We start from the raw sequence: 26,111 nt of genomic DNA on the forward strand, positions 1-26,111 counted from the left end.
CGAGCGCGCACATGAAGACACGGAATGAACACGTGACAAGGAGGAACGGGCATGGCATTGGCCTATGACGGTGCGATCCAACGGCTCATCGACGCATTCAACAAACTGCCCGGCATCGGGCCGAAAGGCGCACAGCGCATCGCATTCTACCTGCTGAGCGCCGACGAGCAGGAGGCCGCGGCGCTCGCCGACGCCATCACCGAAGTCAAGGCGAAGGTGCGCTTCTGCGACATATGCGGCAACGTGTGCGAGACCAGCCCGTGTCCGATCTGTTCCGATCCGCGACGCGACCACACGCTGATCTGCGTCGTCGAGGAGCCGAAGGACGTGATGAGCATCGAGCGCACGCGTGAATACCGCGGTATGTACCACGTGCTCGGCGGGGCCATCAACCCGATGGCCAACGTCGGGCCGAGCGATCTGCACATCGCAGGACTGCTCGAACGGCTCAAGGACGACAGTGTCAAGGAGATCATCCTCGCGCTCGACCCGAACATTGAAGGCGAGGCGACCACCACGTACCTGAGTCGCCTGATCAGCCCGCTCGGCATCAAGGTCACGCGCCTTGCCAGCGGACTGCCGGTCGGTTCAGATCTTGAATACGCCGACGAGATCACGCTCGGCCGCGCGCTCGCCGGCCGCCGCGAGGCATAGGAGGACTCATTCGCCGTTCCCTCCGCGTGTCTCCCGGATGTCTCCCCGCCGTCCGCATGTTGGGTGAGCGGATGGGGTTCGAGCAGCGAAATCCTTATAATCGTGCCGCTTACGTAGAATAAGCGGACGGAATATCGAGGGGCGCATGCCCCGAAACCCCCAAGAGAGAAATGGACAGCAGTGGCTCTCATCGTACAGAAGTACGGCGGCTCGTCGGTCGCCGATACGGAATCGATCAAACGTGTGGCCAAGCGCGTCGTCGAGACCAAGAAGAAAGGCAACAAGGTCGCCGTGGTGGTATCCGCAATGGGAGACACCACCGATGATCTCATCGATCAGGCGCTGAGCATCGACTCGAACCCGCCCGAGCGCGAGATGGACATGCTCATGACCGCCGGCGAACGCATCTCGATGAGTCTGCTCGCCATGGCCATTCATGCGGAAGGCAGCCGCGCCCACTCCTTCACCGGACAGCAGGCCGGCTTCTTCACCGATGCCCGCTATGGCGCGGCCCACATCAAGGCCGTCAAGCCCGACCGCGTGAAGAACGCGCTGTCGCTGGGAGACGTCGCGATCGTCGCCGGATTCCAGGGCATCAACGCGAAGGGCGACGCCACCACGCTCGGCCGCGGCGGCTCCGATACCTCCGCCGTTGCGCTCGCCGTTGCGCTCGGCGCCGACATCTGCGAGATCTACACCGACGTGGATGGCATCTTCACCGCCGACCCGCGCATCGTGCCGACCGCACGCCGCATCCCCTACGTCGGCTACGACGCGATCCTCGAAATGGCATCCTGCGGTTCGAAGGTGCTCGCGCTGCGCTGCGTCGAATACGCGCAGCGATTCAACATGCCTCTGCATGTGCGCAGCTCCTTCTCCCACCGTCCCGGCACGCTGGTCGTTCCCGAGGGAGTCGACCCGCGCACGCTGCCGAACATCGACTGATCGGTCGAGATCACGTCGACGGCATCGCACCGACGGTATTGACAACACGTTTACGAAGCAAGACAAGGCAAGACAATGAGCGACAACAACAACGAAAAATCGATGGGCGATCTGTTCCCGGACCTCGGCCCCGAGGCTCCGGTCATCTCCGGTGTGGCGCATGACCGCAGCGAGGCGCTGGCCACCGTGCGTGGCGTGCCGAACGAGCCGGGCATGGCCGCGAAGGTGTTCACCGAGCTGGCGGCCGCCGGCATCAACGTGGACATGATCGTGCAGGCCGGCTCCTCCGCGGGCCTCGCCGACATCTCCTTCACCGTGCCGGAGTCGTCCGTCAAGGCGGTGGAGAACGCCCTGATCGATAAGCACGAGGAGCTCGGCTACCGTTCCTTCGATGTGGATACCAAGGTCGGCAAGGTTGCCGTCGTCGGCGTGGGCATGAAGACCCACTCCGGCCTCGCCGCCAAGTTCTTCCAGGCGCTGAGCGACCACGGCATCAACGTGCTGATGATCTCCACCTCCGAGATCCGCATCGCCGCGCTCGTGCCGCTCGACCAGCTCAACGACGCCGTGCGCGCCTTGCACACCGCCTACGGTCTCGACGCCACGCAGGTGGAGGCCGTCGTCTACGGCGGCACCGGTCGCTGAGCGCAGTGCGCTGACGTATAGTAACGATCCCAGTCGATTGTCACGCTGGGCGGTGGCCATTCCACGAGTATCTCGAAGATGCTTCCAGCCGGCGACCGTCACCCAGATAACATGCGAAGGGCCTTTTCTCCGCGATGTTGGTCTCCGCGAGGTGAGTCTGACGATCTTATGGGCTATAATGGGCTTTGCTAATTCTCAATAAGAGTGGACGAGTTAGCCACTTTGATTGCTCAACGGTCTCCAGATCGTAGGGGCGGGTGTTACACCCGCCCCGTTTTTTATGAAGGCGATTCTTAGACAGCTTCAGCCTCTCCTGCTGGCCATCCGTGCTCTCTGAAGTTCGCCTCGCATGCCAGCGGAATCAGGTAATATGGATGGCACTATTGTTCTCGGGGAAGAGGAATTCAGATGAGTGCAAAGCGTTATCGAGTGGGGATTGATGTTGGACTGAACTCGGTGGGATTGGCCGCCATCGAGGTTGATGACGCCAATACTCCGATACGTATTCTCAATGCGCAATCAGTTATTCATGACGGCGGGGTCGATCCGACGAGGAACAAGGACGCGGCTACGCGTAAGAGCGTTTCAGGTGAGAGCCGACGCGCGCGGCGAATGTTGCGTCGGCGTCGCAAGCGTCTTAACCAGCTTGATGAGTTGTTGCAGCGATTGGGCTATCCGATCATTGACCCTGAGACGTTGGACACTTTCGACGAGTGGAAAATACGTTCTGGCTTGGCCGATGTGTTTATTGAGGATGAAGCCACGCGCAAGGAAAACATCTCCATTGCCATCAGACATATCGCGCGCCATAGGGGATGGCGCAACCCATATCACCGCGTGGAATCGCTACTGGTGGATAATCCGTATTCGGAGCAATACCGTGAGCTGAAAACTCGAGCCGAGGCGCAGATCGGACATGCATTAGATGAGGATATGACATCGGCGCAGATCGTTATTGCAGCGTGGCCTCATAGGACAGTGGATAACGCCCGCTTGCGAACCAGCAGCAAGCGGGGCGAAGGCTTGCTGCCTTCCAAACTGATGCAGGAGGATAACGCCAATGAGCTCAAGCGTATCTTCTCTGTACAACGTGTTCCGGAATCAGAGGGTGATCTCCTATTCCACGCAATATTCCGCGCGAACTCTCCCAAGGGATCCGCGGAGAAACGAGTGGGGCGTGACCCATTTGATGCAGCACAGCCTCGTGCCTTGAAAGCATCGTTGGTGTTCCAACGATACCGGATCGCCAATGTGCTGACGAATCTCCGTATTCAGGAGAACAAGCAGGAACGGCCTTTGACGATTGAGGAGAAGCAGACGATTTTTGCGATGCTCGTCTCTGATGATTCGAAGGACATTACTTGGGGAGATGTTGCATCGCATCTCGGATATGAGCGGAGACAGCTTCGGGGCGTTGGGAAAACCACCGAAGACGGCGAGGACCGTATTTCCAGCACCCCGCCTCGACTGACCTCTTTCCAGAGGATATGCGAAGCGGACAAGAAGATCGCCAAGCCCTTGCAGGCATGGTGGCAAAACGCCTCAGGGCAGGCACAGGAGTCTATGATCAGACTGCTGTCCAATACGGTGGATCTGGATGGTGTCCATGGAGACATCTCATACGAGGAGGCGCTCGACTTCATCGATGGCCTTGACGATGAGGGTTTGAGCAGACTGGACTCCGTTGATCTTCCTGCAGGTCGAGCCGCATACGGCGAAGAGACGCTACGGAAGCTGACGGAACGCATGCTGACCACCAACGATGACCTGCACGCCGCACGTAAGGTGTTGTTCCACGTTTCTGATTACTGGAGACCTCCGGCAGATCCCATCGGTGCGTCATTGGGCAATCCCTCTGTAGACAGAGTACTGAGAATCGTCAGCCGATGGCTGTCAAATTGCCGTAATCGCTGGGGTACCCCTGTATCGGTACAGATTGAGCATGTGCGTTCCGCGTTCGATTCGGTAGCTACTGCACGGCAATATGAGCGACGAACCGGCAACAGGAGCGTCTATCGGTCTTCGCTGGCGAAGCAGCTTCGTGAGAGCGAACATCTTGACCGTGTACGTAGTGAGGATATTCGTCGTATCGAGGCGATTCAACGGCAGAACGGCGAATGTCTCTATTGCGGACGGCCGATTGCGTTCAGAAACTGCGAAATGGACCATATCGTGCCTCGGAAAGGTGCGGGATCGACTAATACGCGGACGAATCTGGCCGCTGTTTGCATCGAATGCAACAGGCTTAAGTCGAACATTCCATTTGCGGTGTGGGCGGACTCCGAGGCGGCACATGCTCGTGGAGTGAATTTGAAGGAATCCTTGCAGCGGGTCGATCACATGCTCTATGACAGGAACGCTGATACTTCGCAAACTTGGAGACGGTTCAAGCAGGATGTGAAGATCAGACTGAAGCAGACCTACAGTGATGAGCCAATCGACAATAGGTCCATCGAATCGGTCGCATGGATGGCCGACGAATTGCATCGTCGTATCGATTGGTATTTCAACGCGGGGCATTATCTTGAGGAGTGCGATGAGCTCCGTCCTCGGATTATGGTGGAGGTCCGTGTGTTCCAGGGGCGAGTTACAGCTCTTGCTCGTAGAGCGAGTGGTTTGGAAGGCAGGATTCACTTCTTTGGTGCTCGTTACAAGACCCGTTTGGACCGCCGTCATCATGCGATGGATGCTTCTGTGATCGCCATAATGCGCCCATCCGTGGCACAGACACTTGTGGAACGCGATTCATTGCGTGAGTCACAGTTGATTGCAGGACGACTGGCCAACGGTGAGCGGAGCTGGAAGGAATATCCGTATGAAGGCTGTCCGGGATATGTTCCATTCCAACAGTGGCGCGCGGCTATGGAATCGTTGTTGGAGCTGCTGAATGATGCCCTTGATCATGATCGGATAGTTGTCCGTCAGCCGATGAGGTTGCAACTGGGCAATTCGATAGCGCATGATGCGACGGTCAAGAAGCTACTCCGTGTGCGGCTTGGTGATGCCATGGATGCTGATCTGGTTCGCAGGGCGTCCACACCTGCGTTGTGGTGTGCTCTTACGCGTTTGCCTGATTTTGATGCCGCAGTCGGTCTGCCCGCGAATGATTCGCGGACGATTGCCGTGCACGGCGTCACGTACTCCGCCAGTGACGAGGTGGAGTTCTTCGACGGACAGTCGGCGCAACTCGCTGTCCGTGGAGGTTCGGCTGATATTGGTTCGTCGATCCACCATGCGCGTGTCTATCGGTACTGGAAACAGAACGCCAAAGGTGTGCGCAAGTACTGGTACGGGATGATTCGCGTGTTCCAAGTGGATTTGCTGCGGGCGCGTGGCGCTGATCTGTTCTCGGAACCGTTGCCGCCTCAGTCGGTTTCAATGCGATGGGGTGAGCCTCGGACCGTACAGGCGGTGCAAGCCGGTAATGCCACGTATCTTGGCTGGATGGTTGTCGGCGATGAACTTCGTGTGGAGTTCCCTCGGGAGACCGCGCTTAATGGGCAGATCGGTGAGTTCGTGGATTGGTGCGATGGCTCTGATTCGGCAAGTACCGCTCAATGTTCATGGGTGTTGGATGGTTTCTTCTCGAACAAACAACTCAGGCTACATCCGAGACTGCTGGCATCCGAAGGGTTGATGAAACTCGGCAAAAATCAGGAAATACCTGATGGAGTTCAGAAAGTCGTAGCTAAGACGGGATGGATATCTACCGTAGATGTCTTTGGAGGCTTTTCCCCAACGGTGATTCGCCGTAACACCTTGGGCGAAGCGCGGTGGCGTTCGCAGTCCGGTTTGCCATGTTCATGGCGATGGTTTGACTAAGAGTGCATCATGCAGAGCCAGTGGCGGGTCGTTGATTGCACGGAGATGTCCGGCAATATCTCGTATGTACGGGGCTGTATGCGTGTACAACGGGATGCTGTTGATGAGCCGGTGGATGTTCCGTTATCTCAGGTGGCTGTCGTGCTGCTTGGGCTGCGAATATCATGCTCTGCCTCTGTATTGCATGAGATGGCCCGCTACGGGGTATCGGTCCTGTTGTGCGACTGGCGTGGAGTACCTGATGCGGCGCTTCACGCTTGGACGAATCTGCCGACTACGGTCACTCGGCGTCAATTGGCGCAAGTCGATATGACGTTGCCTCGTGGAAAGAATGCATGGGGTCGAATCGTCCAGGCCAAGATCCGCGGTCAAGCGGCATGCTTGGACGCGCTTGGAATTGATGGGGGAGGATTGTTGCGCGGCATCGCCGCGTCGGTCCGATCCGGAGACCCCTCGAATTGTGAAGGGCATGCGGCGCGGGAGTATTGGAAACGGGTGTTTCCAGCCGATGAGGAGTTCAAACGAAGCCCAGGTGACGGCCGAGGTCGTAACGCGCAGTTGGATTATGCCTATATGGTGCTGCGCGGTTTCGCGGTCAAGGCGGTCATATCGGCTGGGTTGATCCCCTCCTTGGGGATGCACCATCGTAATCGAGGCAATTACTTCTGTCTGGCAGACGACATGCTGGAACCGTATCGTCCGGCAATCGACCGGAGCGTTGCTGAATTGCGGGCGGAAGACGATCTATCGGATAAGAGTATAAAGAAGTATCTTGTTGAAGCTGTTAACCAGCAACTCAACGGGACCGGATTGACGATTCCCAGTTCGCTGAATGACTTCGCACAACAATATGGCTTGTACTGTGAAGGGCGTGTCGACCGACTCGCGGTGCCCGAATATGCGGGCATCGTATGAAAAGGGATGAGGACAGTGGCGGCATGTGGTGTTTGGTGATGTTTGACCTACCGGTCAAAACCAAGCAACAGCGTCGTGCTGCTACAGAATTCAGGAACATGCTGTTGGATATGGGCTACAGCATGGTGCAGTATTCGGTTTACGCCAGATACACTCCCACGCAGGCGGGAAACCGTTCGACGGTTCAGGCGATCAAAGCGGCTTTACCGGCACACGGATATGTGCGCGTGTTGCACATCAGCGATCACCAGTGGTCTTCGGCACTACGATTCTCCAACTCCGAACAGGACCTGGAAGAGGAGACTCCGCAGCTGTTCACGCTTTTCTGAATGAAGAAAGTGCTACAAACCGCAGAAAATGGCCCTTCTTGAGAGGCTATCAAGTCTATCAAGAAGGGTGAATGCTAATTCCCAACCATCAAATCAATCCCCGATGTGATGCAACAAGTCTATCAAGAAGGGTGAATGCTAATTCCCAACCGAGTATCACCGGATGCTCCGGGCGATGCAAGTCTATCAAGAAGGGTGAATGCTAATTCCCAACCGGTCCGGGTTCCTCATGGTGGGCCGCTCAAGTCTATCAAGAAGGGTGAATGCTAATTCCCAACGAAACGAGCGTGGTGTCGTGGCCCGCGTCAAGTCTATCAAGAAGGGTGAATGCTAATTCCCAACCTTTCACACAGCAAGCCGGACTCCGCGTCCAAGTCTATCAAGAAGGGTGAATGCTAATTCCCAACCTCGTGGAGCGGTGGACCTACCGGCAGGCAAGTCTATCAAGAAGGGTGAATGCTAATTCCCAACTCAACGCCCACGTGGTCTTATGACCAATACAAGTCTATCAAGAAGGGTGAATGCTAATTCCCAACTCGTGCGTCGCCGGGACTTGCACCCGGCCAAGTCTATCAAGAAGGGTGAATGCTAATTCCCAACAGGTGGTCGAGTAGGTGGTCGGTGAAGTCAAGTCTATCAAGAAGGGTGAATGCTAATTCCCAACCCGACGAGGCGCAAACGTTCGGCGGCATCAAGTCTATCAAGAAGGGTGAATGCTAATTCCCAACGAAGCACTCGGGTACTGTTCGTGACGTTTCAAGTCTATCAAGAAGGGTGAATGCTAATTCCCAACGAGTCCCGAGGATATTCGCGAGGATACGCAAGTCTATCAAGAAGGGTGAATGCTAATTCCCAACGCGTGTTTGTGTGTATCGCGCGTAGGTACAAGTCTATCAAGAAGGGTGAACGCTAATTTCCAACCCGTATCCTGCGTGAATTCATTGCTGAATTGACTGTCTCTTAGACCCGTTTCGTGGCCGGCTGTATTGCGATTATGGACGCGCTGCGTGCGCGTCATGCCGGCCCGCCTGTCGGCTTGCACGTTGCCTACAAGCAGCTCCGCCGCTTGCTTCACGGCAACGCCCCGACAAGAGGAACCCTGACAAGAGGAGTCAGGATGAGACCAACGAATTTTCCGGCGCGAGATGTTAGACGCTCGGCCGCGCCATCATGAACCGACTCAATTGCGCCGCTCTCCCGCACCACTTCAGCCATGCCGCCCGGTTGCGCCCCTGTCTGTGCCCCCGGCGGTGCCGCTCAACGCAATTTTCGTCGATTTTGGCGTTGAGCGGCACGACGATACGTCGTTACTGCCTCGCCGTCGTTTTGACATGTTGTCAAAACGGCTATTTTCCAACGATTCTGCAATAGCCAGTATTCCAAAAACTGCCTCTGCCGCCGCCTTGTCTGCCGTTCAACGTAAAAAATCGCCGAAATTGCGTTGAGCGGCACGGTTTTCTGCCACTCAACGAACATCAACCGATTGACATGCGCTGAGTGGCAAACTCATCGCGCATCTCGCTCCGATCCGGCCCGCGAAGCGGGTCTGGGGGGCAGTCAATTCAACAATGAATTCGCACCGTAGGATACTGCCGGGGCAAGCAAGCCAGTCGGCGACAAATCTATTGCCGATTCAATGTGTGGTATGAAAACTATGTGGTATGAAAAACCGGGTATCGCGGAACCGTGTGGGAAACGCGATACCCGGCTGGGGCTAGTGCTGATCAGCTGCTACTTCTTGGTGATGTAGCCGAGCGCCTTGAGCATCTCGGCGCATTCGAGGGCGCCGCCGGCGGCGCCGCGCAGCGTGTTGTGGGCGAGTCCGACGAACTTCCAGTCGAAGATCGAATCCTCACGCAGACGGCCGATCGACACGCCCATGCCACCCTCGTAGTCGACGTCCAGCTTGACCTGCGGGCGGTCGTCCTCGGTCAGGTACTGGATGAAGTGCTTCGGCGCATGCGGCAGTCCCAGTTCCGCGGCGCGAGAGGTGTAGTTGACCAGACGGTCGATCAGCTCCTCCTTCGTCGCCTTCTTGCCGAAGTTGATGAACACGGTGGCGGTGTGGCCGTCGAGCACGGGCACGCGGATGCACTGCGAGGTGATGCGAAGCGGTCCGTCGAACGGCACGATCTCGCCCTTCTCGTCATCCACGTGACCGAAGACCTTGAGCGGCTCCTTCTCGCTCTTGGCCTCCTCGCCGGAGATGAACGGGATGATGTTGCCCACCATCTCGGGCCAGTCCTTGAACGTCTTGCCGGCGCCGGAGATCGCCTGATAGGTGCTCACGACCACCTCGTGCGGCTCGAACTCCTTCCACGCGGCCAGTGCCGGCGTGTACGCCTGGATCGAGCAGTTCGGCTTGACTGCGATGAAGCCGCGCGTGGTGCCGAGGCGCTTGCGCTGATGCTCGATCACGGCGAAATGCTCCGGGTTGATCTCCGGAACGACCATCGGCACGTCCGGGGTCCAGCGGTGGGCGCTGTTGTTCGAGACGACCGGGGTCTCGGTCTTCGCGTAGCGTTCCTCGATCGCGCGGATCTGATCCTTCGGCATGTTCACGGCGGAGAACATGAAGTCCACTCCGGCGGCGACCTTCTCGGCGTCATCGCCGTCGACCACCGGCATATGCTTGACGTACTCGGGCATCGGCGCTTCCATCTTCCAACGGTCGCCGACCGCCTCCTCGTACGTCTTGCCGGCGCTGTGCGCGGATGCGGCGAGCGTGGTCACCTCGAACCACGGGTGGTTCTCAAGCAGCGTGATGAAGCGCTGGCCGACCATACCGGTGGCGCCGAGGACGCCGACCTTGAGTTTTTCGGACATAACAACCTCTTGGAATAGATGGGTGGATACAACCTGACGTAACCGTCAATTCTACGGAACACATCATGGCTCCGGGCCGTTTGCCCGCATGGTGACTGGTTCGCCGGTTCCCGGCACGGCGGTAGGCTGTAAGCATGTCGATTGCATCGGAAGAAGCGAAGAACCAACTCGATCGAATCGTAGCGTTGGGATACCCGGATGTGGCGGATATGAGCGCGGCGGCGTTCCGTTCCCTCGCGCGCCCGCTGATCGAGGCGCTCGAGCAGTCCGATCTCGGCGCGGACATCCTGCTGGTGCCGACGCGTGAGCTGGTCTCGCCCGAATCGTTGATCGCCCGAACCTCGATCAACCGCATGGCCGGATTCACGACGATGCCGCCGCGCGACATCGCCAGCTTCCTGCCGCAGGACGGTTTCGAGCCGCCGGAGGGACCGTTCTACCTCGTCGTCGAACCGCATACCGGCACCTGCTACATCAACCGTGAGCCGGACGTGGCGCGTAAGCTCATCGACTCCGACGAGCGTATGCCGCTCACGCTCGAGGAGGGGCTGGCGATCGCCACGCAGCATCCTGAATGGCTGCTGGAGAAGAACGGCTTCAACCTGCTCGGATCGCGTTCGGCCGACGGACGCGTGCCGAGCATCTGGATGAGCCAGAACGCGCCGAGGCTCGGCGCCGTATGGCCGAACTCGCGTCACACATGGCTCGGCAACGCCTACTGCATCGCCCGCCGAGGAGTGAGCCTGTTTCGGTAGGGGGAGCCGAACGCGGTAGGCTAGTCGGGGAGACATCATCGAGAACCATGAGAGAGAAGGTCGAAGATGTTCTGTACCGCTTGTGGCGCCGCCAATGACGACGATGGCAGGTTCTGCACATCCTGCGGATCGCCGTTGGACCATCCGGAACCGACGGGGGCGTCAGAACCGTCCGGCCCGACAGCTCACGAGCCGTCGTCGTCGGGGATCCCGCCGGTCGGACCGGGTGGTCCGGTCGGCCCGGTAGGCGGCGGGCCCGCAGCCGGTGCGGCCCGCAACCGTCTGCCGCTGATCATCGCCATCGTCGCGGCGGTCGTGGTCGTCGCCGGCGCGATCGCCGCGTTCCTCACCTACCGTGCGGAACTGTGGGGCGGCAAGGCGCTACCCGATCCCGCATCGATCACCTCGCAGGTCTCCTCGAAACAGAACGGCAAATCTTCGGTCACGGCCAAAGCCATCGCGGATGCCCTGCACGCGAAAGGCCTCGCAACCACAACCGTGCGTGAATTCTCCGGCGAAAGTCGCGGCGCATTCCTCGGCTACGTGGGCGCGAAACCCGGCGAGCGCGTCCGCGCCGACGTCACCGTGACCATCCGCGAATCAGCCGGACCGGGCGTCCCCAGAAACGTGATCGGCAAGCGCGCGGAGCAGACCGTCTCGACGCTGAACGGCATGGGCGTGCCGGTCCACTACAAGCAGATCATCGTCAACGATACGAAGAAGATGCCGGAGGGGACGATCATCGCGGCGTATCCCACCGCAGGACAGGCGGTGTCCGAAGATGGCAAGGATGACGGCATCTACGTCGGAGTCGCCACGAAGGGGAACGGCATCGGAGCCGATATCGTCGGCGGCGATCGGGATGCCGTGCGATCCCAGCTCGAATCGAAGGGCTATAAGGTGACGCTGGTGCCGCGATTCGCGTCCAAGGATCGCATCGGCAAGATCACCGGATCGAACCCCGCACCCGGATCGCCGGTCTCCTCGGGCGCCGCGGTCACCCTGTACTACGGCATCGACGCGAGCGGCGTGAAGGAGGCGTACACGATCCACAACTCGCCGGAGACCGGTGCCGCCAGCAACATGCTCGGCACGTCGGCGGTGGCGGCCGGAACGTGGTGCCGCAACGACGGTGACTGCATCACGTTCGACGCCGGAGCCGAGACCGACAGCGCATACGACAAGGGCAGCATCACGTACCAGAAGGGACGCGACGGACAGGACTACGGCGAATACGGCGGACTCGTGTCCTGCGACGCGATCCAGCAGCCGTACTGCAGCAACGACAGGGCCGACTACCTGATCACGCAGAACTACGGCGCGTTCGAACTGATGCCGCGCGAGAGCCTGACCGACTACTGGTGCGGCGAACGGCGCGTGGACACGAACGGGGCCGGTATGGGCGCGTGCGTGAACGGGACGCTCGACCAGAACAGCATGTCGTCGACGTACTCCGGCGCCACATACCGCATGCAGGACTACTTCGTAGTCGTACCGGTCGGATCCGACCTTGAGGGGCTGGAAGGCACGGGATTCTTCGACAAGGATGCGCTCGCCGATGCGAAGAAGGGCAAGGCCGTGGACACGGATCGGCCGTTCCTCCTGTACCGCGATCCGAAGCTGTATTCCAAGACCAGCGTGCCGATGACCGACACGATGGCGCAGAACCCGTTCCTGCCGTTCAACGGATACAGCGGCAGCAGGGATGCGGTCATGAAGATGAAGCCCGCACCGAGCGACTCGAGTGTCTACTATCTGGTCGAGCAGGGTGGCGACTACGACTGGCAGTCGCTCGCCGATGCCACGGTGAAGGGTGCCAAGACGACCGAGGATGCCGATTCCTCGTCGACGGGATCCAAGCAGTCCGAGGAATCCGCCGAATCCGCCAGGAAGACGTACACCAATGATGAGATCATCAGCGCGGCCGACAAGGGCGATTTCACTCCTATCGCCGGAACCTATTGCCTGAAGTCGGGCAAGAGCTGCGTCACCTTGGACAAGACCGGTGCGCTCTCGCTGAAGAGCGGTGACAAGCCGCTCCTGTACGAGCATCCGACGAAACTGCGGTATCGACCCGACGGTTGGAGCGCGTATACCGGTGGTACGACGCGGTTTCTGGATCTGACCGCTCCGGATGACGACTATCAGTGCACCACCAAGGACGGGGCCACCCATTCGGGTGCGTTCTGCGCTAGCGACGCCTATTTCAGCCAAGGCGGCGATGAGGCCAACATCTCGCAGCGTCCGGTGAATCCGCTGTACATCTTCAAGGGCTCATCATGCGACATCGCCAACGGTGATACGCCGTTCGATCCCGGACAGGGCGTGATGACGTTCAGCGCGGACAGGCCGTGCCTGTACTTCATGGGGTACCACATGAACACCGCACCTACCGAGCAGACCGCGTATTACCTGCAGGAGTGATCAAGAGTGATGAAGTAATGAGAAGGGTCTTAAGGGGGTTGAGACCCTTCTCAGACCCTTCTCAGCGACGCCGTAGGAGGTGACGCAGGGGGAGGGTGACGGCGTAGAGCAGGGCGCCGGCGAGGGCCGCGGTGGTGGCGAAGACGGCGGGGCGGCGCAGCTGGTCGCGGGCGCTGACGCCGTCGGTGATGCAGTGGTCCTCGAACCAGACGCGCAGTTCGTTGTGCGAATAGCGGCCGACCAGTTCGCCCCACGTGAGCATGCGCGTGGTGTACGTGGACGGGTGATCCTCGTGGAACTCGAACAGGCGGATGCCGCGCAGTCGCGACTTCGGGCCGTAGCATTCGAATCCGCAGGTGGGCGCGTATCCCAGATCGATGCCGTCGTCGTGTCCGACGAACGAGTTCTTGTGATCATGGCCGCAGAAGAGGGCGAAGTAGCCGCCGGCATCGCGCATCGCGTCGACCTCGCCCACGTTCTCGTCGGCGCATCCGATGCCCTCGCCAAGGCGGGAGCCCGGACGGCACTTTGATTCATCAAGCACGAAGCACCGTCCGGAGAAGGTGCGCGATCCCTCCACGGCGTTCGGCGTCCACGCCGGAACCTCCTTCAGCACGTCGTAGAACTCCTGCGGCGGAATGTGCTGGAAGGCGATCGCGGGCACCGGCTTGCCGTCGCCGTTGCGCGCGGCCAGTTCGTGCTGCACGTCCGCCAGCCAGGCGATCGCCTCGGGGGAGGGCGTGCCGTAGCCGTCGGAGTCGGCCAGATCGAGGCCGCGGGGGTTCGTCGCGTACAGCGGATACTGCGCGTCGCGCTCGGCGGGGGTGTCCTTGTCCGCGTAATCGCCCGAATTGACCATCATCACGCTCATCGCGATATGGCCGGAACCGTCGGAGGATTCGACCGGCATCGCGAACGTGCCCGGCTCGAATGCGAGCGGATCGGGGCGCGGCGCGTCGGGCTCGTCGGAGGCGGGCGCCGGCGGGTTGAGGCAGCCGGGGAATTCGCGGTAGATGTCGTCCTGCTCCTCGGCGAGGATGCCGCACTGGAAGTCGTGGTTGCCGTAGGTCGCGGCGAACGGCACGCCGGCGTCGACGACCGGTCCGAGGAACGCGGCGAACGTGCGGCGCACCTTGGCGCGCGTCTCGTCCATCAGATCGGCGGGCGTGATGACGTCGTCGACGGGCGGCACGTCGGGGTTGTGGCGTTCGGCGATGCGGCGCTTGACGCCCTGCAGCTTCGCCTCGATCTCGGTGATGACGCGCACGCGCGCGCCCGGCTGCTCGCCGCGGCGGCGCAGGAACGTGTCGATGTATGCGGGGTCGTAGCCGCGGATCTGGTCGCCGGTCAGCACCACCAGATCGGGATCCGCCTTGCGGATCGCCTCGCGGATCAGACGGATCGTGTCGGGATCGACCTCGGGCTTGTCCTGGATATCGGCCATCTGCAGCACACGGAAGGTGCCGTCCTCGCGGAATCGCAGTGTCATGACTCCAATGTAGCGCGAGGTGTGGCGCGTGATGGCGGCTGCGGCGGGGCGGGGCGCGGCGCACGCACGGTGGAGTCGCGCGGTGTGATATGCGAGACATTACCGGGGGAAAACCGACGAATCGCGCAACATTGTGGACCCGGCGAGGCGTTGGGGCGCGCGGTAGGTAGGATGGGGGATTGCGCATGTTACGTATGCGTAAACGAACCACAGACGTCTGATCACTGTCATATGGCCGGCAGAGACGGCCATGCACCAAACGCCGTGTACCAAGCAAAGGAGGAACGATGGGTCAGGATCAATCATCGGTATTCGATCTCGCCGCGGTCGCCGCGGCATCCAACGGAGGGAACAACGACCCGCTGCTGCCTCCCGCACGATTCATCGGCGACCCGCAGAAGCCGAGCAAGATGCCGTACACCAAGTACGTCGCCTACGACAAGCAGGTGCCGTTCGACTACCCGCAGCGCACGTGGCCGGGCAAGAAGCTGCAGCGCGCGCCGCGCTGGTGCTCCGTCGATCTGCGTGACGGCAACCAGGCGCTCGTCAACCCGATGGACTCCGAGCGCAAGCTGCGCTTCTGGAACCTCCTGGTCTCCATGGGCTTCAAGGAGATCGAGGTGGGCTTCCCGTCCGCTTCGGAGACCGATTTCGACTTCATCCGCATGCTCATCGAACGTGAGCTCATTCCGGACGACGTGACCATCGTCGTGCTCACCCAGTGCCGTGAGCACCTGATCCGCCGCACCTACGAGGCGCTCAAGGGCGCCAAGCGCGCGATCGTGCACTTCTACAACTCCGTCTCCGTGCTGCAGCGCGAGGTCGTGTTCCGTAAGAACAAGGAGGAGATCAAGAAGCTCGCCACCGACGCCGCCGAACTGTGCAAGCATCTGGAAGGCGAGGCCGAGGGCATCGACCTGTACTACGAGTACTCGCCGGAGTCCTTCACCGGCACCGAGCCGGAGTACGCCGTCGAGGTGTGCAACGCGGTGATCGGCGTCATCAAGCCGACCCCCGAGCACCCGATGATCATCAACCTGCCGGCCACGGTCGAGATGACCACGCCGAACGTGTTCGCCGACGAGGTGGAGTACGTCTCCAACAACCTCGACGACCGCGACTCCGTGGTGCTCTCCCTGCACCCGCACAACGACGAGGGCATGGGCGTGGCCGCCACCGAGCTGGCCGTACTGGCCGGCGCCGACCGCGTCGAGGGCTGCCTGCTCGGCAACGGCGAGCGCACCGGCAACGTCGACCTCGTCACGCTGGGCCTGAACCTGCTCACGCAGGGCGTCGACCCGCAGCTCGACCTGTCCGACGTGCCGGAGATCCGCAAGACCGTCGAGTACTGCAACCAGATCAAGATCTCCGAGCGTCACCCGTACGCGGGCAACTTCGTGTTCACCGCGTTCTCGGGCTCGCATCAGGACGCCATCAAGAAGGGCCTCGAGGCCCGTCAGGTGGCCGCGGATCGCGCCGGCGCCGATCTCGACAAGTTCGTCTGGCTCGTGCCCTACCTGCCGATCGATCCGAAGGACATCGGCCGTACGTACGAGGCGATCATCCGCGTCAACTCCCAGTCCGGCAAGGGCGGCATGGCCTACCTGCTCAAGACCAACCACAACCTCGACCTGCCGAAGCGTCTGCAGGTGGAGTTCGACAAGGTCGTGCAGAAGTACGCCGACGACACGAAGAAGGAAGTCAAGGACGAGGACATCTGGCGCCTGTTCAAGGACGAGTATCTGCCGGTCGAGCAGTCGGGCATGACCGCCGCCGGCGTGGTCGTCGGCGATACGCACGATGCGTCGCTCGCCCCGTGGGGCCGTCTGAAGCTGCTCAAGGTGGCGGTCTCCTCCGGTGAGGATGGCTCCGACACCGTGCTCAAGGCGCGTGTGCTCGACCGTGGCGTCAACGTGGGCGTCGACGAGCCTCACGAGCGTGAGATCTCCGGCGTGGGCAACGGCCCGATCGCCGCGTTCCTCAACGCGATCGCGAACCTCGGCATCGAGGCGTCGGTCATGGACTACGTTGAGCACACGATGTCCGTCGGCACCGACGCGATGGCCGCCTCCTACGTGGAGTGCCAGGTCGGCTCCGATGCGGATTCCGAGATCATCTGGGGCGTCGGCATCGACTCGTCGATCACGACTTCCGCGCTCAAGGCGATCATCTCCGGCATCAACAGGGTGAACCGCTCGGCTGAGCACTGATAGGCGCCTGATTGTGTGACTATCTAGGAGGGCCTCGCACGGATTGGATCCGTGCGAGGCCCTCCTTTTTCTACTCCATCACGCCCGGGGTCTGTTCGGGATTGGTGGACGGGTCAGAGGGAGTGTCTCCGGGGACATCGCCCTGTGTGCCGTTCGATCCCGAACCGGAGGAGCCGGTTCCGCCGGTATCGTTGGAACCGCTGCCCGTGCCGTTCGATCCGGAACCGGAGGACGTGCAGCCCGCCGCGGACGGATTGGTCGCACATTCACCCGTAGAACCGCTGCCCGTGCCTGAACCACTGCCGGTGCCGCCCGTACCCGCGCCGGATTCGCCGTTCTGGCCGGACTGCGCGGAGTCGGTGGACTGATCCTGCGTATTGGCGTCCTGCGAGCCGGAGGACGAATAGTACCGCTTGCTCGACGACTTCGAACCGGTGCCCCACGTGCCGTCGGAGCCACCGACCTTGCCGTTGTCCTTGGCGGTCGGGAAGGACTCGTTCGCCGTGCCGGCCAGCGCCTGCTTCATGTACTGGGTGAACAGGTGCACCGGGTAGTCGGAGTGTCCGGTCCAACGGCCGAACGAGGGGATCTCCTGCGGATTGCCGTTCGCGTCCGGATACCACATCGCGAACGTGGAGACCACGGACGGCGTGTAGCCGACGAAGCTCGCCGCGTACATGTTGTTCGAGGTTCCGGTCTTGCCGGCGATCGTGTGTCCGATCGAACGCGCCTCGGTGGCGGTGCCGGACTGGACCACGCCGGTCAGGGCCTTGGTCACGAGGTTCGCGTCGTTGGCCTCGAACACCTTCGTGGTGGATGTCGGCGCCTGGTAGAGATCCTTGTTGTGCACGTCCTTCACGCTCGCGACGATGTGCAGCGTCGGCTTGTTGCCCTGATTGGCGATCGTGGAGTACGCCCACGTCATGTCCCTGACGGTCAGGGCGTTGTTGCCGAGCACCGTGTACGGTTCGGAGCCGTCCAGTGAGGTGCTCTGCACGCCGGCCTCGCGCGCGAGTTCGGCGATCTTCTTGGTGCCGAGCTTGGTCTGCAGATCCATGAACACCGTGTTCGACGACTGCGCCGTGGCCTTGTACAGGTTGATGTACCCGAGGTTGGCGCCGCCCACGTTGCTCACCGTGCCCGCGATGCCCGGATACGTGCGTTTCGAGTTGCCGTTGAAGATCGTGTTGAGGCTGACCTTGTCCTGCACCGCGCCCATGAGCGCGAACGCCTTCATCGTGGAGCCGACCTCGTACTGCGCCTGCGTGGCGTTGTTGAGCTGCTTGGTGAGGTAGTCGTCGCCCGCGTACAGCGAGATGATCGAACCGTCCTTCGGATTGACGCTCATCGCGCCGAACTGCATGCCCTCGGGCACCACGCCCTGCATGCCGTTGCTGGCGGGGCTGACGACCTGCTGCATGAGGTCCTGCTTCGACTTGTCGATCGTGGTGACGATCCTGTAGCCGCCGGTGTCGAGATCGTCCTTCGTGAACGCCTTGCTGTTGACGAGCTCATCGCGCACCATCTGCAGCAGGTAGCCGTTCGGCCCCTTGTACATGTCCTGTTGCGTGTTCTCGACGGTGTCCGGCATCGTCGAGGCGTCGGCGGCCTCCTTGGCGGTGATGTAGCCGTCCTCCTTCATGATCGAGATCACGCGGTGGAAACGCTGCTGAGCCATCTTCGGGTTCTGCGCCGGATCCCACGTGGAGGGGGCCGGGATGATGCCGGCGATCATCGCCGCCTCCGAGACGGTCAGATCCTTGGCGTCCTTGTTGAAGTACGCCTGTGCGGCCGCCTGGATGCCGTACGCGCCGCGACCCAGATAGATCGTGTTCATGTAGTTGCACAGCACCTGGGACTTGTCCTGGCTCTGCGCGATCTTCAGCGCGAGGATCGCCTCGTGCAGCTTGCCGGTGTACGAGGTCGTTTCGCCGAGGTAATAGCGTTCCGCATACTGCTGGGTGATCGTCGATCCGCCCTGGCGCGTGCCCTTGGTGACGTTGTTCACCAGTGCGCGGGCGATGCCCTGCAGGTCGATGCCGCGGTCGGTGTAGAAGCTGCGGTTCTCCGACGCGACGATCGCATTGCCTACGTAGTCGGGGAGTACGGCGCAGTCGATGATCTCGCGGTTCTGCTCGGAGAACGTGCCCATCTCGGTGGTGCCGTCGCTGAAGTAGACGGTGGTGTTCGAGGCCATCGCGACCTTCTCCGGCGCGGGGACCTCCGTGGTGGCGTACAGGTACGCGAACAGACCGATGCCGGCTGCCAGACACAGCGCGATCAATCCGAGTATCCACTTGAGGATGAGATGCCGGCTGCGGCCCCTTGCCTTCGGGCCCTTCCCGCCCCTGGCACGATGGTTGCCGCCGCGGTAGTGACGGGCCGCCGGATTGCGCGTCGATCTGCGCTCCGACGTACCCTGCGCCGCCCTCCGGGCATGCTTCCGACCGTTACTAGAGTGTGAAACCATACCCTCCACCGTAACCACATGCCTTGAACAAGCCGCTAAGGTTTTGCTTGTTCAGGCTGCGCAAGGCGGCTTTTTTCCGTGAAATCCTCACAATGATGAAGGTGTCTGGAAGGAAGCTGGACGTCGGGGAGGGCGAGGATGTCGGGATATGTCGGGATATGTCGGAACATGGTGTATAGTAGACAAAGCCTCCACGCGGCGTTACGTCGCCCAATCCCCCCAGGGCAGGAATGCAGCAAGGGTAAGCGGCCTCTGACGGGTGCGTGGAGGTTTTTCTATGCTTGTGGGCTACTCTGTATGGCATGACCGACGAACAGAAGCCTTCCGATCCCTCAGGTCCCGTGATTCGTGATCCCCGCGAGCCTCGTCTCATGCCGCAATCACCCTCCGGCACGTCCTCGCGTGCATCCTCGGATCTGGTACGCGACTTCGAACCGCTGGACATTCCCGTGCGATCCTCGTCCAAGCCGGCGTATCCGTCGTCGAACCGGCCGACGTCGCTGGCCGACGTCGCCGACGTGGAAAGCACGAACACGATGGATCTGACCGCGGTGATGGACGCGGCCACGGGCGCCGGTGCGGGCGCCGGCATGGGAGCCCCGGCAGGCGCCAAGGCATCCTCATCCGGCGAGAACGATCCCCTCTCCCGCAGCCCGCGCGCCTCCAGCCGCGTGCTGTGCGTGCTGCTCGGCCTCATGTTCATCGCCGCCGCGTTCGGCGTATGGTGGCTCGGCACGCACACCGAGGCCGGTCAGGCGTTCGACGACATGACCGAAGTCGCCTTCGCCGACACGGCCCCCGCATGGCTGGGCGGTCTGCTTGCGCTCGGCACGCACCTGAACGTGGTGATCGTCTCGACGGCGCTCGTCGTCATCGCCGTCGTCATCGCCGCCATCCGCAGACGCTGGTGGCTGTTGGGGCAGATCGTCGTCTTCGGTCTGCTGTGCTTCGCCGCCACGCTGATGAAGCCCGTGCTGCCGCGCCCGTTCATCATCCACACCGAGATCGTCGACGGTCCGTCCGCGCCCTCCGGGCACGTCACGCTCGCCGTCGCGTCCGCGATCGCGCTGCTGCTCGTCGTATCGCGCGGATGGCGGTGGGTCGTCTCGCTCGTCGGCATGACGTGGAGCGCGTTCGTCGGCCTGTCCGTCGTCTACGGACGCTGGCATCGCCCGTCCGACGCGGCGATGGCCATGCTGCTGGTCGGCGGCATCGCCCTGATCATCCTCGCGTTCACGCGCGCGTCCGGCATGGACCGCATGGGCACGCGCCGCTCCTCCGCAGGCGCGCAGATCGTCGCGAGCGTGTCCCTGACCGCCGGGATCATGGCGACGTTGTACGGCGCGTACGTAGTGTGGCAGATCGTGCCCGGACTGACGATGAGCGCGCAGTGGGCGCGGTCGAGCTCGATGGCGGCCAGCGCGATTCTCGCCGTCGCGATCGTCCTGCTGGTCTTCGGATGCACGCTGATGATGCGCCAGATCACCGCCTCGCCGCTGAGCCGTCTCGGCCTGGTGGGGGCGCCTCCGGCCCCGCCGAAGCGCCGCCGGGAACCCTCTGGCCACGCGTCGTGAGTATGATGACTGCACAGCGGAAGAAGAAATAAGGAGAGATCATGGCAAATGGCACCAAGCTGGTGATCGTGGAGTCTCCCACCAAGGCGCACAAGATCGGCGGCTATCTGGGAGACGGATACACGGTGATGGCGTCGGTGGGTCATATCCGGGATCTCGCGCAGCCGAGTCAGGTGCCCGCCGACGAGAAGGCGAAGTTCGGCAAGTTCGGCGTCGATGTCGACGACGGCTTCAAGCCCTACTACATCGTCGACGCGAACAAGAAGAAGACGGTCTCCGAGCTCAAATCAGCGCTGAAGAAGGCCGACGAGCTCTACCTCGCCACCGATGAGGATCGCGAGGGCGAGGCCATCGCGTGGCATCTGGTCGAAACGTTGAAGCCCAAGGTGCCGGTCAAGCGCATGGTCTTCCACGAGATCACCAAGAACGCGATCCGCCAGTCGCTCACCCAGACGCGCGACGTCGACGCCGACATGGTCGACGCGCAGGAGACCCGACGCATCCTCGACCGCCTCTACGGCTACGAGCTGTCTCCGGTGCTGTGGCGCAAGGTCGGCCCGGGCCTGTCCGCGGGCCGCGTGCAGTCGGTCGCCACGCGTCTGATCGTCGAGCGCGAGCGCGAGCGCATGGCGTTCGTCCGTGCACCCTACTGGGATGTGACCGCGACGCTGTCCGCGCCGGGTGCGGAGGGCGCGCCCGTGTCGTTCGAGGCGCGCATGACCGGGCTGGACGGGCATCGTCTGGCAGGATCCAGGGATTTCGGCGATGCCGGCCGACTCATCGCGGACAGTGCGTCCGCCGGCGTCCGTCAGCTCGACGAGGCGACCGCTCGCTCGCTCGCCACGGCACTGCGCGACGCGCCGTTCACCGTCACGTCGATGGAATCGAAGCCGTATCGTCGCCGCCCGCTGCCGCCGTTCACCACGTCCACGCTGCAGCAGACCGCCGGCAATCGCCTCGGCATGAGCTCGCGCGCCACGATGCGCGCCGCGCAGGGCCTGTACGAGAACGGCTACATCACGTATATGCGTACCGATTCGGTGACGCTCTCGCAGGAGGCCATCGCGGCCGCGCGTGAAAGCGTCACGGCCCACTTCGGCGAGCGATACCTCTCCGACGCGCCCAAGCAGTACGCGACCAAGACCGCCGGCGCGCAGGAGGCCCACGAGTGCATCCGTCCGGCCGGCGCGCACTTCCACGATCCAGACGAACTGGCCACGAAGGTGCCGAGCGACCAGCTGAAGCTGTACACGCTGATCTGGCAGCGCACGCTCGCCTCGCAGATGGCCGATGCCACCGGTTCGACCGCGACCGTCAAGCTCACCGCTCCGGCCGGTGATCACGGCGAGGCCGCGTTCCAGGCGTCCGGCACGGTGATCGAGTTCCCGGGCTTCATGAAGGCGACCGGCGAGGGGCGTCGCGCGACTTCGACGGATAAGGCGAAGAACGATGACGGCAAGGCGAAGTCGGCCGACGAGAACGCGTCCCTGCCGCCGATGAGCGAGGGCCAGCGGCTCGGCGCATCCGAGGTCGAGGCCGACGGGCACGAGACCCAGCCGCCGGCGCGCTACACCGAGGCATCGCTCGTCAAGACGCTGGAGGCCAAGGAGATCGGCCGCCCGTCGACCTACGCGTCGATCATCTCCACGATCATCGACCGCGGATACGTGTACGAGCGCGGCCGTGCGCTGATCCCCTCGTGGCTGGCGTTCGCCGTGATCAAACTGCTGGAGAAGAACTTCCCGAAGCTCGTCGACTACCAGTTCACCGCCGACATGGAGAACGGCCTCGACCAGATCGCGCACGGCAAGGAGACCGGCCGCGACTGGCTCACCCGCTTCTACTTCGGTTCCGGACACGGCGCCGCGCAGTCGGCCGACGAGGCGCACGAGGGCCTGCAGCAGCAGGTCGCGCAGCTCGGCGACATCGACGCGCGCGCCATCAACACCATCGAGATCGGCGACGGTCTGCACGTGCGCGTCGGCCGCTACGGCCCGTATCTGGAGGACACGCAGCACCTCGACGCGGAAGGCAACCCGAAGCGCGCCTCCCTGCCCGACACGATCGCGCCGGACGAACTGACCGTCGCCGTGGCGCACGATCTGATCGACAACCATTCCGGCGGCCCGCGCGAACTGGGCACGGACCCGGTCACGGGCGGCACGGTCGAGGTGCGCAACGGACGCTTCGGACCGTACGTGGCGCTGATCCCGCCGGCCGGAGCCGAGAGCGCCGCCGCCGGTGCCGCGGCTCCTGCCGAGACCGGCTCCAAGCGCGGCTCGAAGAAGCAGCCTGCCGCGCCGAAGCCGAAGATGGCAAGCCTGTTCAAGACGATGAGCCCCGAGTCGATCACGCTCGACGACGCGCTGAAACTGCTGCGCCTGCCGCGCGAGGTCGGCTCCTACGAGGAGACGAACGCCGAAACCGGTGAGATCAGTGAATCGCACGTCATCGCGAACAACGGCCGCTACGGCCCGTACCTGACCAAGACGAAGGCGGACGGCTCCACCGATACCCGTTCGCTCAACTCCGAGGACGAGATCTTCACCGTCACCATCGATCAGGCGAAGGACCTGTTCGCGCAGCCGAAGTACCGCGGTCGCGGTCGCGGCGCCGCCAAGCCGCCGATCCGCTCGCTCGGCAACGATCCGGAATCCGGCAAGCCGGTGGTCATCAAGGAAGGCCGATTCGGCCTGTACCTGACCGACGGCGAAACCAACCGCACGCTGCCGCGCCAGTACGATCCGGCCACCATCGAACCGGCGGACGCCTACCGCATCCTCGCCGAGAAGCGTGCGATGGGACCGGCCCCCAAGCGCGGCCGTGGCGGTCGATCGAGCTCGGGTGCGAAGGGCAAGGCCGCGCCGAAGGTGAGCGCCGTCGAGGCCAAGCGCGCCGAGCGCCGCGCCGAGGTGAGAAAGCTCGCCGATCAGGGCTGGGCCAACACGCGCATCGCCGAGAAGATCGGCTCCACCGCCGCCACCGTGAAAAGCGACATCGACTGGCTCGCCGCGAACGAGGGATACGAACGCCCCGCAGTGGTGGCCGCCAAACCGAAGCGCGCCGCGAAGTAGTGAGCCTGCGTCCGTTCCGTGCAAGGACGGCGTGGGTCCTGCGGGGAAACGGACGCCGGGGAATCGCAGGCAACGGTTATGGTGGAAACCATGGCTGGACTGTTCATCTCATTCGAAGGCGTCGACGGCGTGGGCAAGACCACGCAGGTCGAGCGGCTGCGCGCGTATCTGGAATCGCGCGGTCGCACCGTCGTGACAACTCGCGAGCCGGGTGGCACCGCATTGGGCCGAGCCATCCGGTGGTTGCTGCTGCATGGGGTGGATGAGGAATCCGCCGACATCGCGCCGCGCGCCGAGGCGCTGCTGTTCGCCGCGGACCGCGCGCAGCACGTCGCCGAGACCATCCGGCCTGCGCTCGATCGCGGTGAGGTCGTGATCACCGACCGGTATCTTGACTCGTCGCTGGCCTATCAGGCGGGTGGGCGCGAGCTGACGGCCACTGAAATTCGAGAGTTGAGCATGTGGGGCACGAACGGACTGCTGCCGGTGCGCACGTACCTGCTCGACATGGATCCGGCGCTGTCGCATTCGCGCCTGACCCACGCCGCCGATCGCATGGAATCGGCCGGCAACGAGTTCCAGAATCGCACGCGTCAGGCGTTCCTCGATCTGGCCGCCGGTGAGCCGGAACGGTTCCGCGTGATCGACGCATCGCGATCCATCGACGAGGTGTGGGCGTCCATCCGGACGGATATTGACGGACTGCTGTTGCGCGAACGGCGCGACGGCGCGAATGGCGGGGAGTCGGCATGAGCGTGTGGGATTCCCTCGTCGGACAGCAGCAGGTCGTCGAACAGCTGAAGGCCATCGCGGCCGGCGATCCGAAGCAGATCGCCCAGTCATGGCTGATCTGCGGGCCTCCCGGATCGGGCCGATCGAACATGGCGCGCGCGTTCGCGGCCGCGCTGGAAAGCCCCGATCACGGTCTGGGCGACGAGCCGACCAGAGTGACGCAGCAGGTGCTCGCCGGCACGCACCCGGATGTGAGCGTGCTCGCCACCGACAAGGTGACGATCGGCATCGACGAGGTGCGCGATCTGATCGGCATGTCCGAGCAGATGCCGAGCACCGCGCCATGGCGGATCATCATCATCGAGGACGTCGACCGCATGCTCGAACGCACCACCAACGTGCTGTTGAAGGAGATCGAGGAGCCGGCCGAGCATTGCATCTGGCTGCTGTGCGCCCCGAGCGCGCAGGACGTACTGCCGACCATCCGCTCGCGCACGCGCATCGTGAACCTCGCCGTACCGGGGGCGGCGGCGGTCGCGAAATATCTTGAGGAGAGCGTCGGCGCGGAGCCGAAGATCGCGCGGCGCGCGGCACGGCTTTCCGAAGGGCATATCGGCATCGCGAAACTGTACGCCACCGACGAGCGGGTCATGACCGACCGCGACGAGCTCATCGTCGGCGTGCTCGGATTGCGCAGGGCGTCGCAGGCCGTGCTGCTCGCCGGATCGCTCAACGCGAACGCCAAGGCGCAGGCCGAGGTGGATGCGGCGCGCCAGGCCGCACGCGAGGAGGCTGATTTCCGGCGCATCAACGGACTCGGCCCCGATGACCGCATTCCGCCGAAACTGCGCGGCGCATACAACGCGATCTCCAAGAAGGACGAGCTGAAGCGCCGGGCCACCCGCCGCAGCCGCGACGTACTCGACCGCGCGCTGAACTCGATCGCCTCGATCTACCGCGATGTGGCCGTGATCCAGAACGGTGCGGAGGACTCGGTCGGACTGATCAACCTTGAGAACCGCACCGCGATCACCGAACTGGCCTCGCGCATGCCGCGCGCCGCCGCCGTGGCGCGACTCGACGAGGTCGCGGTCGCGCGCCGCCGCCTCATGGGCAACGGCAACCCCGTGCTGGTGTTCGAGGCCCTGTTCTGCGCGCTGATGTACTGAGCGCGGGGCAGGGCCGTCCGTGTGTTGTTGTCAAAAGTGTGCTGATCGAACACTTTTAACATGTTAAAAGTGTAGTGA

At 62.6% G+C, this 26,111-nt stretch carries 17 protein-coding genes, 1 other RNA gene and 1 CRISPR repeat array; of the genes, 15 read left to right on the top strand and 3 right to left on the bottom strand.

Annotated elements, in window-relative coordinates; translation table 11 throughout:
* Positions 1-51: 51 nt before the first annotated feature.
* The 7 genes from recR (at position 52) to BW11_RS11640 (ending at position 8,755) form a co-directional block, all read left to right on the top strand.
* A complete protein-coding gene (recR, locus tag BW11_RS01995; protein ID WP_043165625.1) occupies positions 52-654 on the top strand; it encodes a recombination mediator RecR in 603 nt (200 codons plus the stop codon).
* A gap of 180 nt (positions 655-834) precedes the next feature.
* A complete protein-coding gene (locus BW11_RS02000) occupies positions 835-1,599 on the top strand; it encodes an aspartate kinase (RefSeq protein ID WP_043165623.1) in 765 nt (254 codons plus the stop codon).
* 75 nt (positions 1,600-1,674) lie between these two features.
* Positions 1,675-2,244, top strand: coding sequence for an ACT domain-containing protein (locus tag BW11_RS02005; RefSeq protein WP_043165622.1), 570 nt, complete (start codon positions 1,675-1,677; stop codon positions 2,242-2,244).
* A 408-nt stretch (positions 2,245-2,652) separates the two neighbouring features.
* On the top strand, positions 2,653-6,066 hold the full coding sequence (cas9, locus tag BW11_RS02010) for a type II CRISPR RNA-guided endonuclease Cas9 (RefSeq protein WP_181162467.1): 3,414 nt from the start codon (positions 2,653-2,655) through the stop codon (positions 6,064-6,066).
* A gap of 9 nt (positions 6,067-6,075) precedes the next feature.
* Positions 6,076-6,981: a type II CRISPR-associated endonuclease Cas1 gene (gene cas1, locus BW11_RS02015; protein WP_043165618.1), complete on the top strand. Its 906-nt coding sequence runs from the start codon at positions 6,076-6,078 to the stop codon at positions 6,979-6,981.
* The gene (gene cas2, locus BW11_RS02020; protein WP_043165617.1) at positions 6,978-7,310 is read left to right on the top strand and encodes a CRISPR-associated endonuclease Cas2; all 333 of its coding nucleotides are present in this window, start codon (positions 6,978-6,980) and stop codon (positions 7,308-7,310) included. The genes cas1 and cas2 overlap by 4 nt, the downstream gene beginning before the upstream one ends.
* A gap of 50 nt (positions 7,311-7,360) precedes the next feature.
* Positions 7,361-8,231: direct repeats of the CRISPR family, unit length 36 nt; unit sequence CAAGTCTATCAAGAAGGGTGAATGCTAATTCCCAAC.
* Positions 8,232-8,560: 329 nt separating this feature from the next.
* Positions 8,561-8,755, top strand: coding sequence for a hypothetical protein (locus BW11_RS11640; protein WP_152600333.1), 195 nt, complete (start codon positions 8,561-8,563; stop codon positions 8,753-8,755).
* A gap of 286 nt (positions 8,756-9,041) precedes the next feature.
* On the opposite strand, the gene asd is transcribed toward BW11_RS11640, so the two are convergent.
* A complete protein-coding gene (asd, locus tag BW11_RS02025; protein ID WP_043165615.1) occupies positions 9,042-10,136 on the bottom strand; it encodes an aspartate-semialdehyde dehydrogenase in 1,095 nt (364 codons plus the stop codon).
* Positions 10,137-10,270: 134 nt separating this feature from the next.
* Between asd and BW11_RS02030 the strand changes: the two genes are divergently transcribed.
* Together BW11_RS02030 and BW11_RS02035 are read left to right on the top strand one after the other, a co-directional pair.
* Positions 10,271-10,891, top strand: a complete 621-nt coding sequence (locus BW11_RS02030) for a DUF5701 family protein (RefSeq protein ID WP_043165613.1) — start codon at positions 10,271-10,273, stop codon at positions 10,889-10,891.
* Positions 10,892-10,957: 66 nt separating this feature from the next.
* Positions 10,958-13,315, top strand: a complete 2,358-nt coding sequence (locus tag BW11_RS02035) for a PASTA domain-containing protein (protein ID WP_140444617.1) — start codon at positions 10,958-10,960, stop codon at positions 13,313-13,315.
* Positions 13,316-13,376: 61 nt separating this feature from the next.
* Here BW11_RS02035 and BW11_RS02040 read toward each other — a convergent pair whose 3' ends face one another.
* The gene (locus tag BW11_RS02040) at positions 13,377-14,804 is read right to left on the bottom strand and encodes a metallophosphoesterase family protein (protein ID WP_181162466.1); all 1,428 of its coding nucleotides are present in this window, start codon (positions 14,802-14,804) and stop codon (positions 13,377-13,379) included.
* 287 nt (positions 14,805-15,091) lie between these two features.
* Between BW11_RS02040 and leuA the strand changes: the two genes are divergently transcribed.
* Positions 15,092-17,014, top strand: coding sequence for a 2-isopropylmalate synthase (gene leuA, locus BW11_RS02045; protein WP_043165610.1), 1,923 nt, complete (start codon positions 15,092-15,094; stop codon positions 17,012-17,014).
* A gap of 70 nt (positions 17,015-17,084) precedes the next feature.
* Here the strand turns inward: leuA and BW11_RS02050 are convergent, their stop codons facing one another.
* Entirely contained in the window at positions 17,085-19,484 is a 2,400-nt protein-coding gene (locus tag BW11_RS02050; protein WP_140444616.1) for a transglycosylase domain-containing protein, read from the bottom strand.
* A gap of 182 nt (positions 19,485-19,666) precedes the next feature.
* Between BW11_RS02050 and ffs the strand changes: the two genes are divergently transcribed.
* The 5 genes from ffs to BW11_RS02075 all read left to right on the top strand — a co-directional run bounded on the left by ffs (position 19,667) and on the right by BW11_RS02075 (position 26,033).
* Positions 19,667-19,763, top strand: an RNA gene (gene ffs, locus BW11_RS02055) — signal recognition particle sRNA small type.
* A gap of 92 nt (positions 19,764-19,855) precedes the next feature.
* Positions 19,856-21,058: a phosphatase PAP2 family protein gene (locus BW11_RS02060; RefSeq protein WP_181162465.1), complete on the top strand. Its 1,203-nt coding sequence runs from the start codon at positions 19,856-19,858 to the stop codon at positions 21,056-21,058.
* Positions 21,059-21,099: 41 nt separating this feature from the next.
* A complete protein-coding gene (gene topA, locus BW11_RS02065; RefSeq protein WP_140444614.1) occupies positions 21,100-24,132 on the top strand; it encodes a type I DNA topoisomerase in 3,033 nt (1,010 codons plus the stop codon).
* 90 nt (positions 24,133-24,222) lie between these two features.
* On the top strand, positions 24,223-24,885 hold the full coding sequence (gene tmk / locus BW11_RS02070) for a dTMP kinase (RefSeq protein ID WP_140444613.1): 663 nt from the start codon (positions 24,223-24,225) through the stop codon (positions 24,883-24,885).
* Complete coding sequence (locus tag BW11_RS02075) at positions 24,882-26,033, top strand: DNA polymerase III subunit delta' (protein WP_140444612.1); 1,152 nt, start codon at positions 24,882-24,884, stop codon at positions 26,031-26,033. Before tmk ends, BW11_RS02075 begins: the two co-directional genes overlap by 4 nt.
* The last annotated feature ends 78 nt before the right edge of the window (positions 26,034-26,111 follow it).

The sequence above is a fragment of the Bifidobacterium sp. UTCIF-38 genome (assembly GCF_006454495.1).
Classification (GTDB): Bacteria; Actinomycetota; Actinomycetes; order Actinomycetales; family Bifidobacteriaceae; genus Bifidobacterium; species Bifidobacterium callitrichos.

Coding starts and splice junctions, on each gene's coding strand:
- recR (WP_043165625.1), top strand. CDS start 52: ATGGCATTGGCCTATGACGGTGCGATCCAACGGCTCATCGACGCATTC.
- BW11_RS02005 (WP_043165622.1), top strand. CDS start 1,675: ATGAGCGACAACAACAACGAAAAATCGATGGGCGATCTGTTCCCGGAC.
- cas9 (WP_181162467.1), top strand. CDS start 2,653: ATGAGTGCAAAGCGTTATCGAGTGGGGATTGATGTTGGACTGAACTCG.
- cas1 (WP_043165618.1), top strand. CDS start 6,076: ATGCAGAGCCAGTGGCGGGTCGTTGATTGCACGGAGATGTCCGGCAAT.
- cas2 (WP_043165617.1), top strand. CDS start 6,978: ATGAAAAGGGATGAGGACAGTGGCGGCATGTGGTGTTTGGTGATGTTT.
- asd (WP_043165615.1), bottom strand. CDS start 10,136: ATGTCCGAAAAACTCAAGGTCGGCGTCCTCGGCGCCACCGGTATGGTC.
- BW11_RS02030 (WP_043165613.1), top strand. CDS start 10,271: ATGTCGATTGCATCGGAAGAAGCGAAGAACCAACTCGATCGAATCGTA.
- BW11_RS02035 (WP_140444617.1), top strand. CDS start 10,958: ATGTTCTGTACCGCTTGTGGCGCCGCCAATGACGACGATGGCAGGTTC.
- BW11_RS02040 (WP_181162466.1), bottom strand. CDS start 14,804: ATGACACTGCGATTCCGCGAGGACGGCACCTTCCGTGTGCTGCAGATG.
- leuA (WP_043165610.1), top strand. CDS start 15,092: ATGGGTCAGGATCAATCATCGGTATTCGATCTCGCCGCGGTCGCCGCG.
- BW11_RS02050 (WP_140444616.1), bottom strand. CDS start 19,484: ATGGTTTCACACTCTAGTAACGGTCGGAAGCATGCCCGGAGGGCGGCG.
- BW11_RS02060 (WP_181162465.1), top strand. CDS start 19,856: ATGCCGCAATCACCCTCCGGCACGTCCTCGCGTGCATCCTCGGATCTG.
- topA (WP_140444614.1), top strand. CDS start 21,100: ATGGCAAATGGCACCAAGCTGGTGATCGTGGAGTCTCCCACCAAGGCG.
- tmk (WP_140444613.1), top strand. CDS start 24,223: ATGGCTGGACTGTTCATCTCATTCGAAGGCGTCGACGGCGTGGGCAAG.
- BW11_RS02075 (WP_140444612.1), top strand. CDS start 24,882: ATGAGCGTGTGGGATTCCCTCGTCGGACAGCAGCAGGTCGTCGAACAG.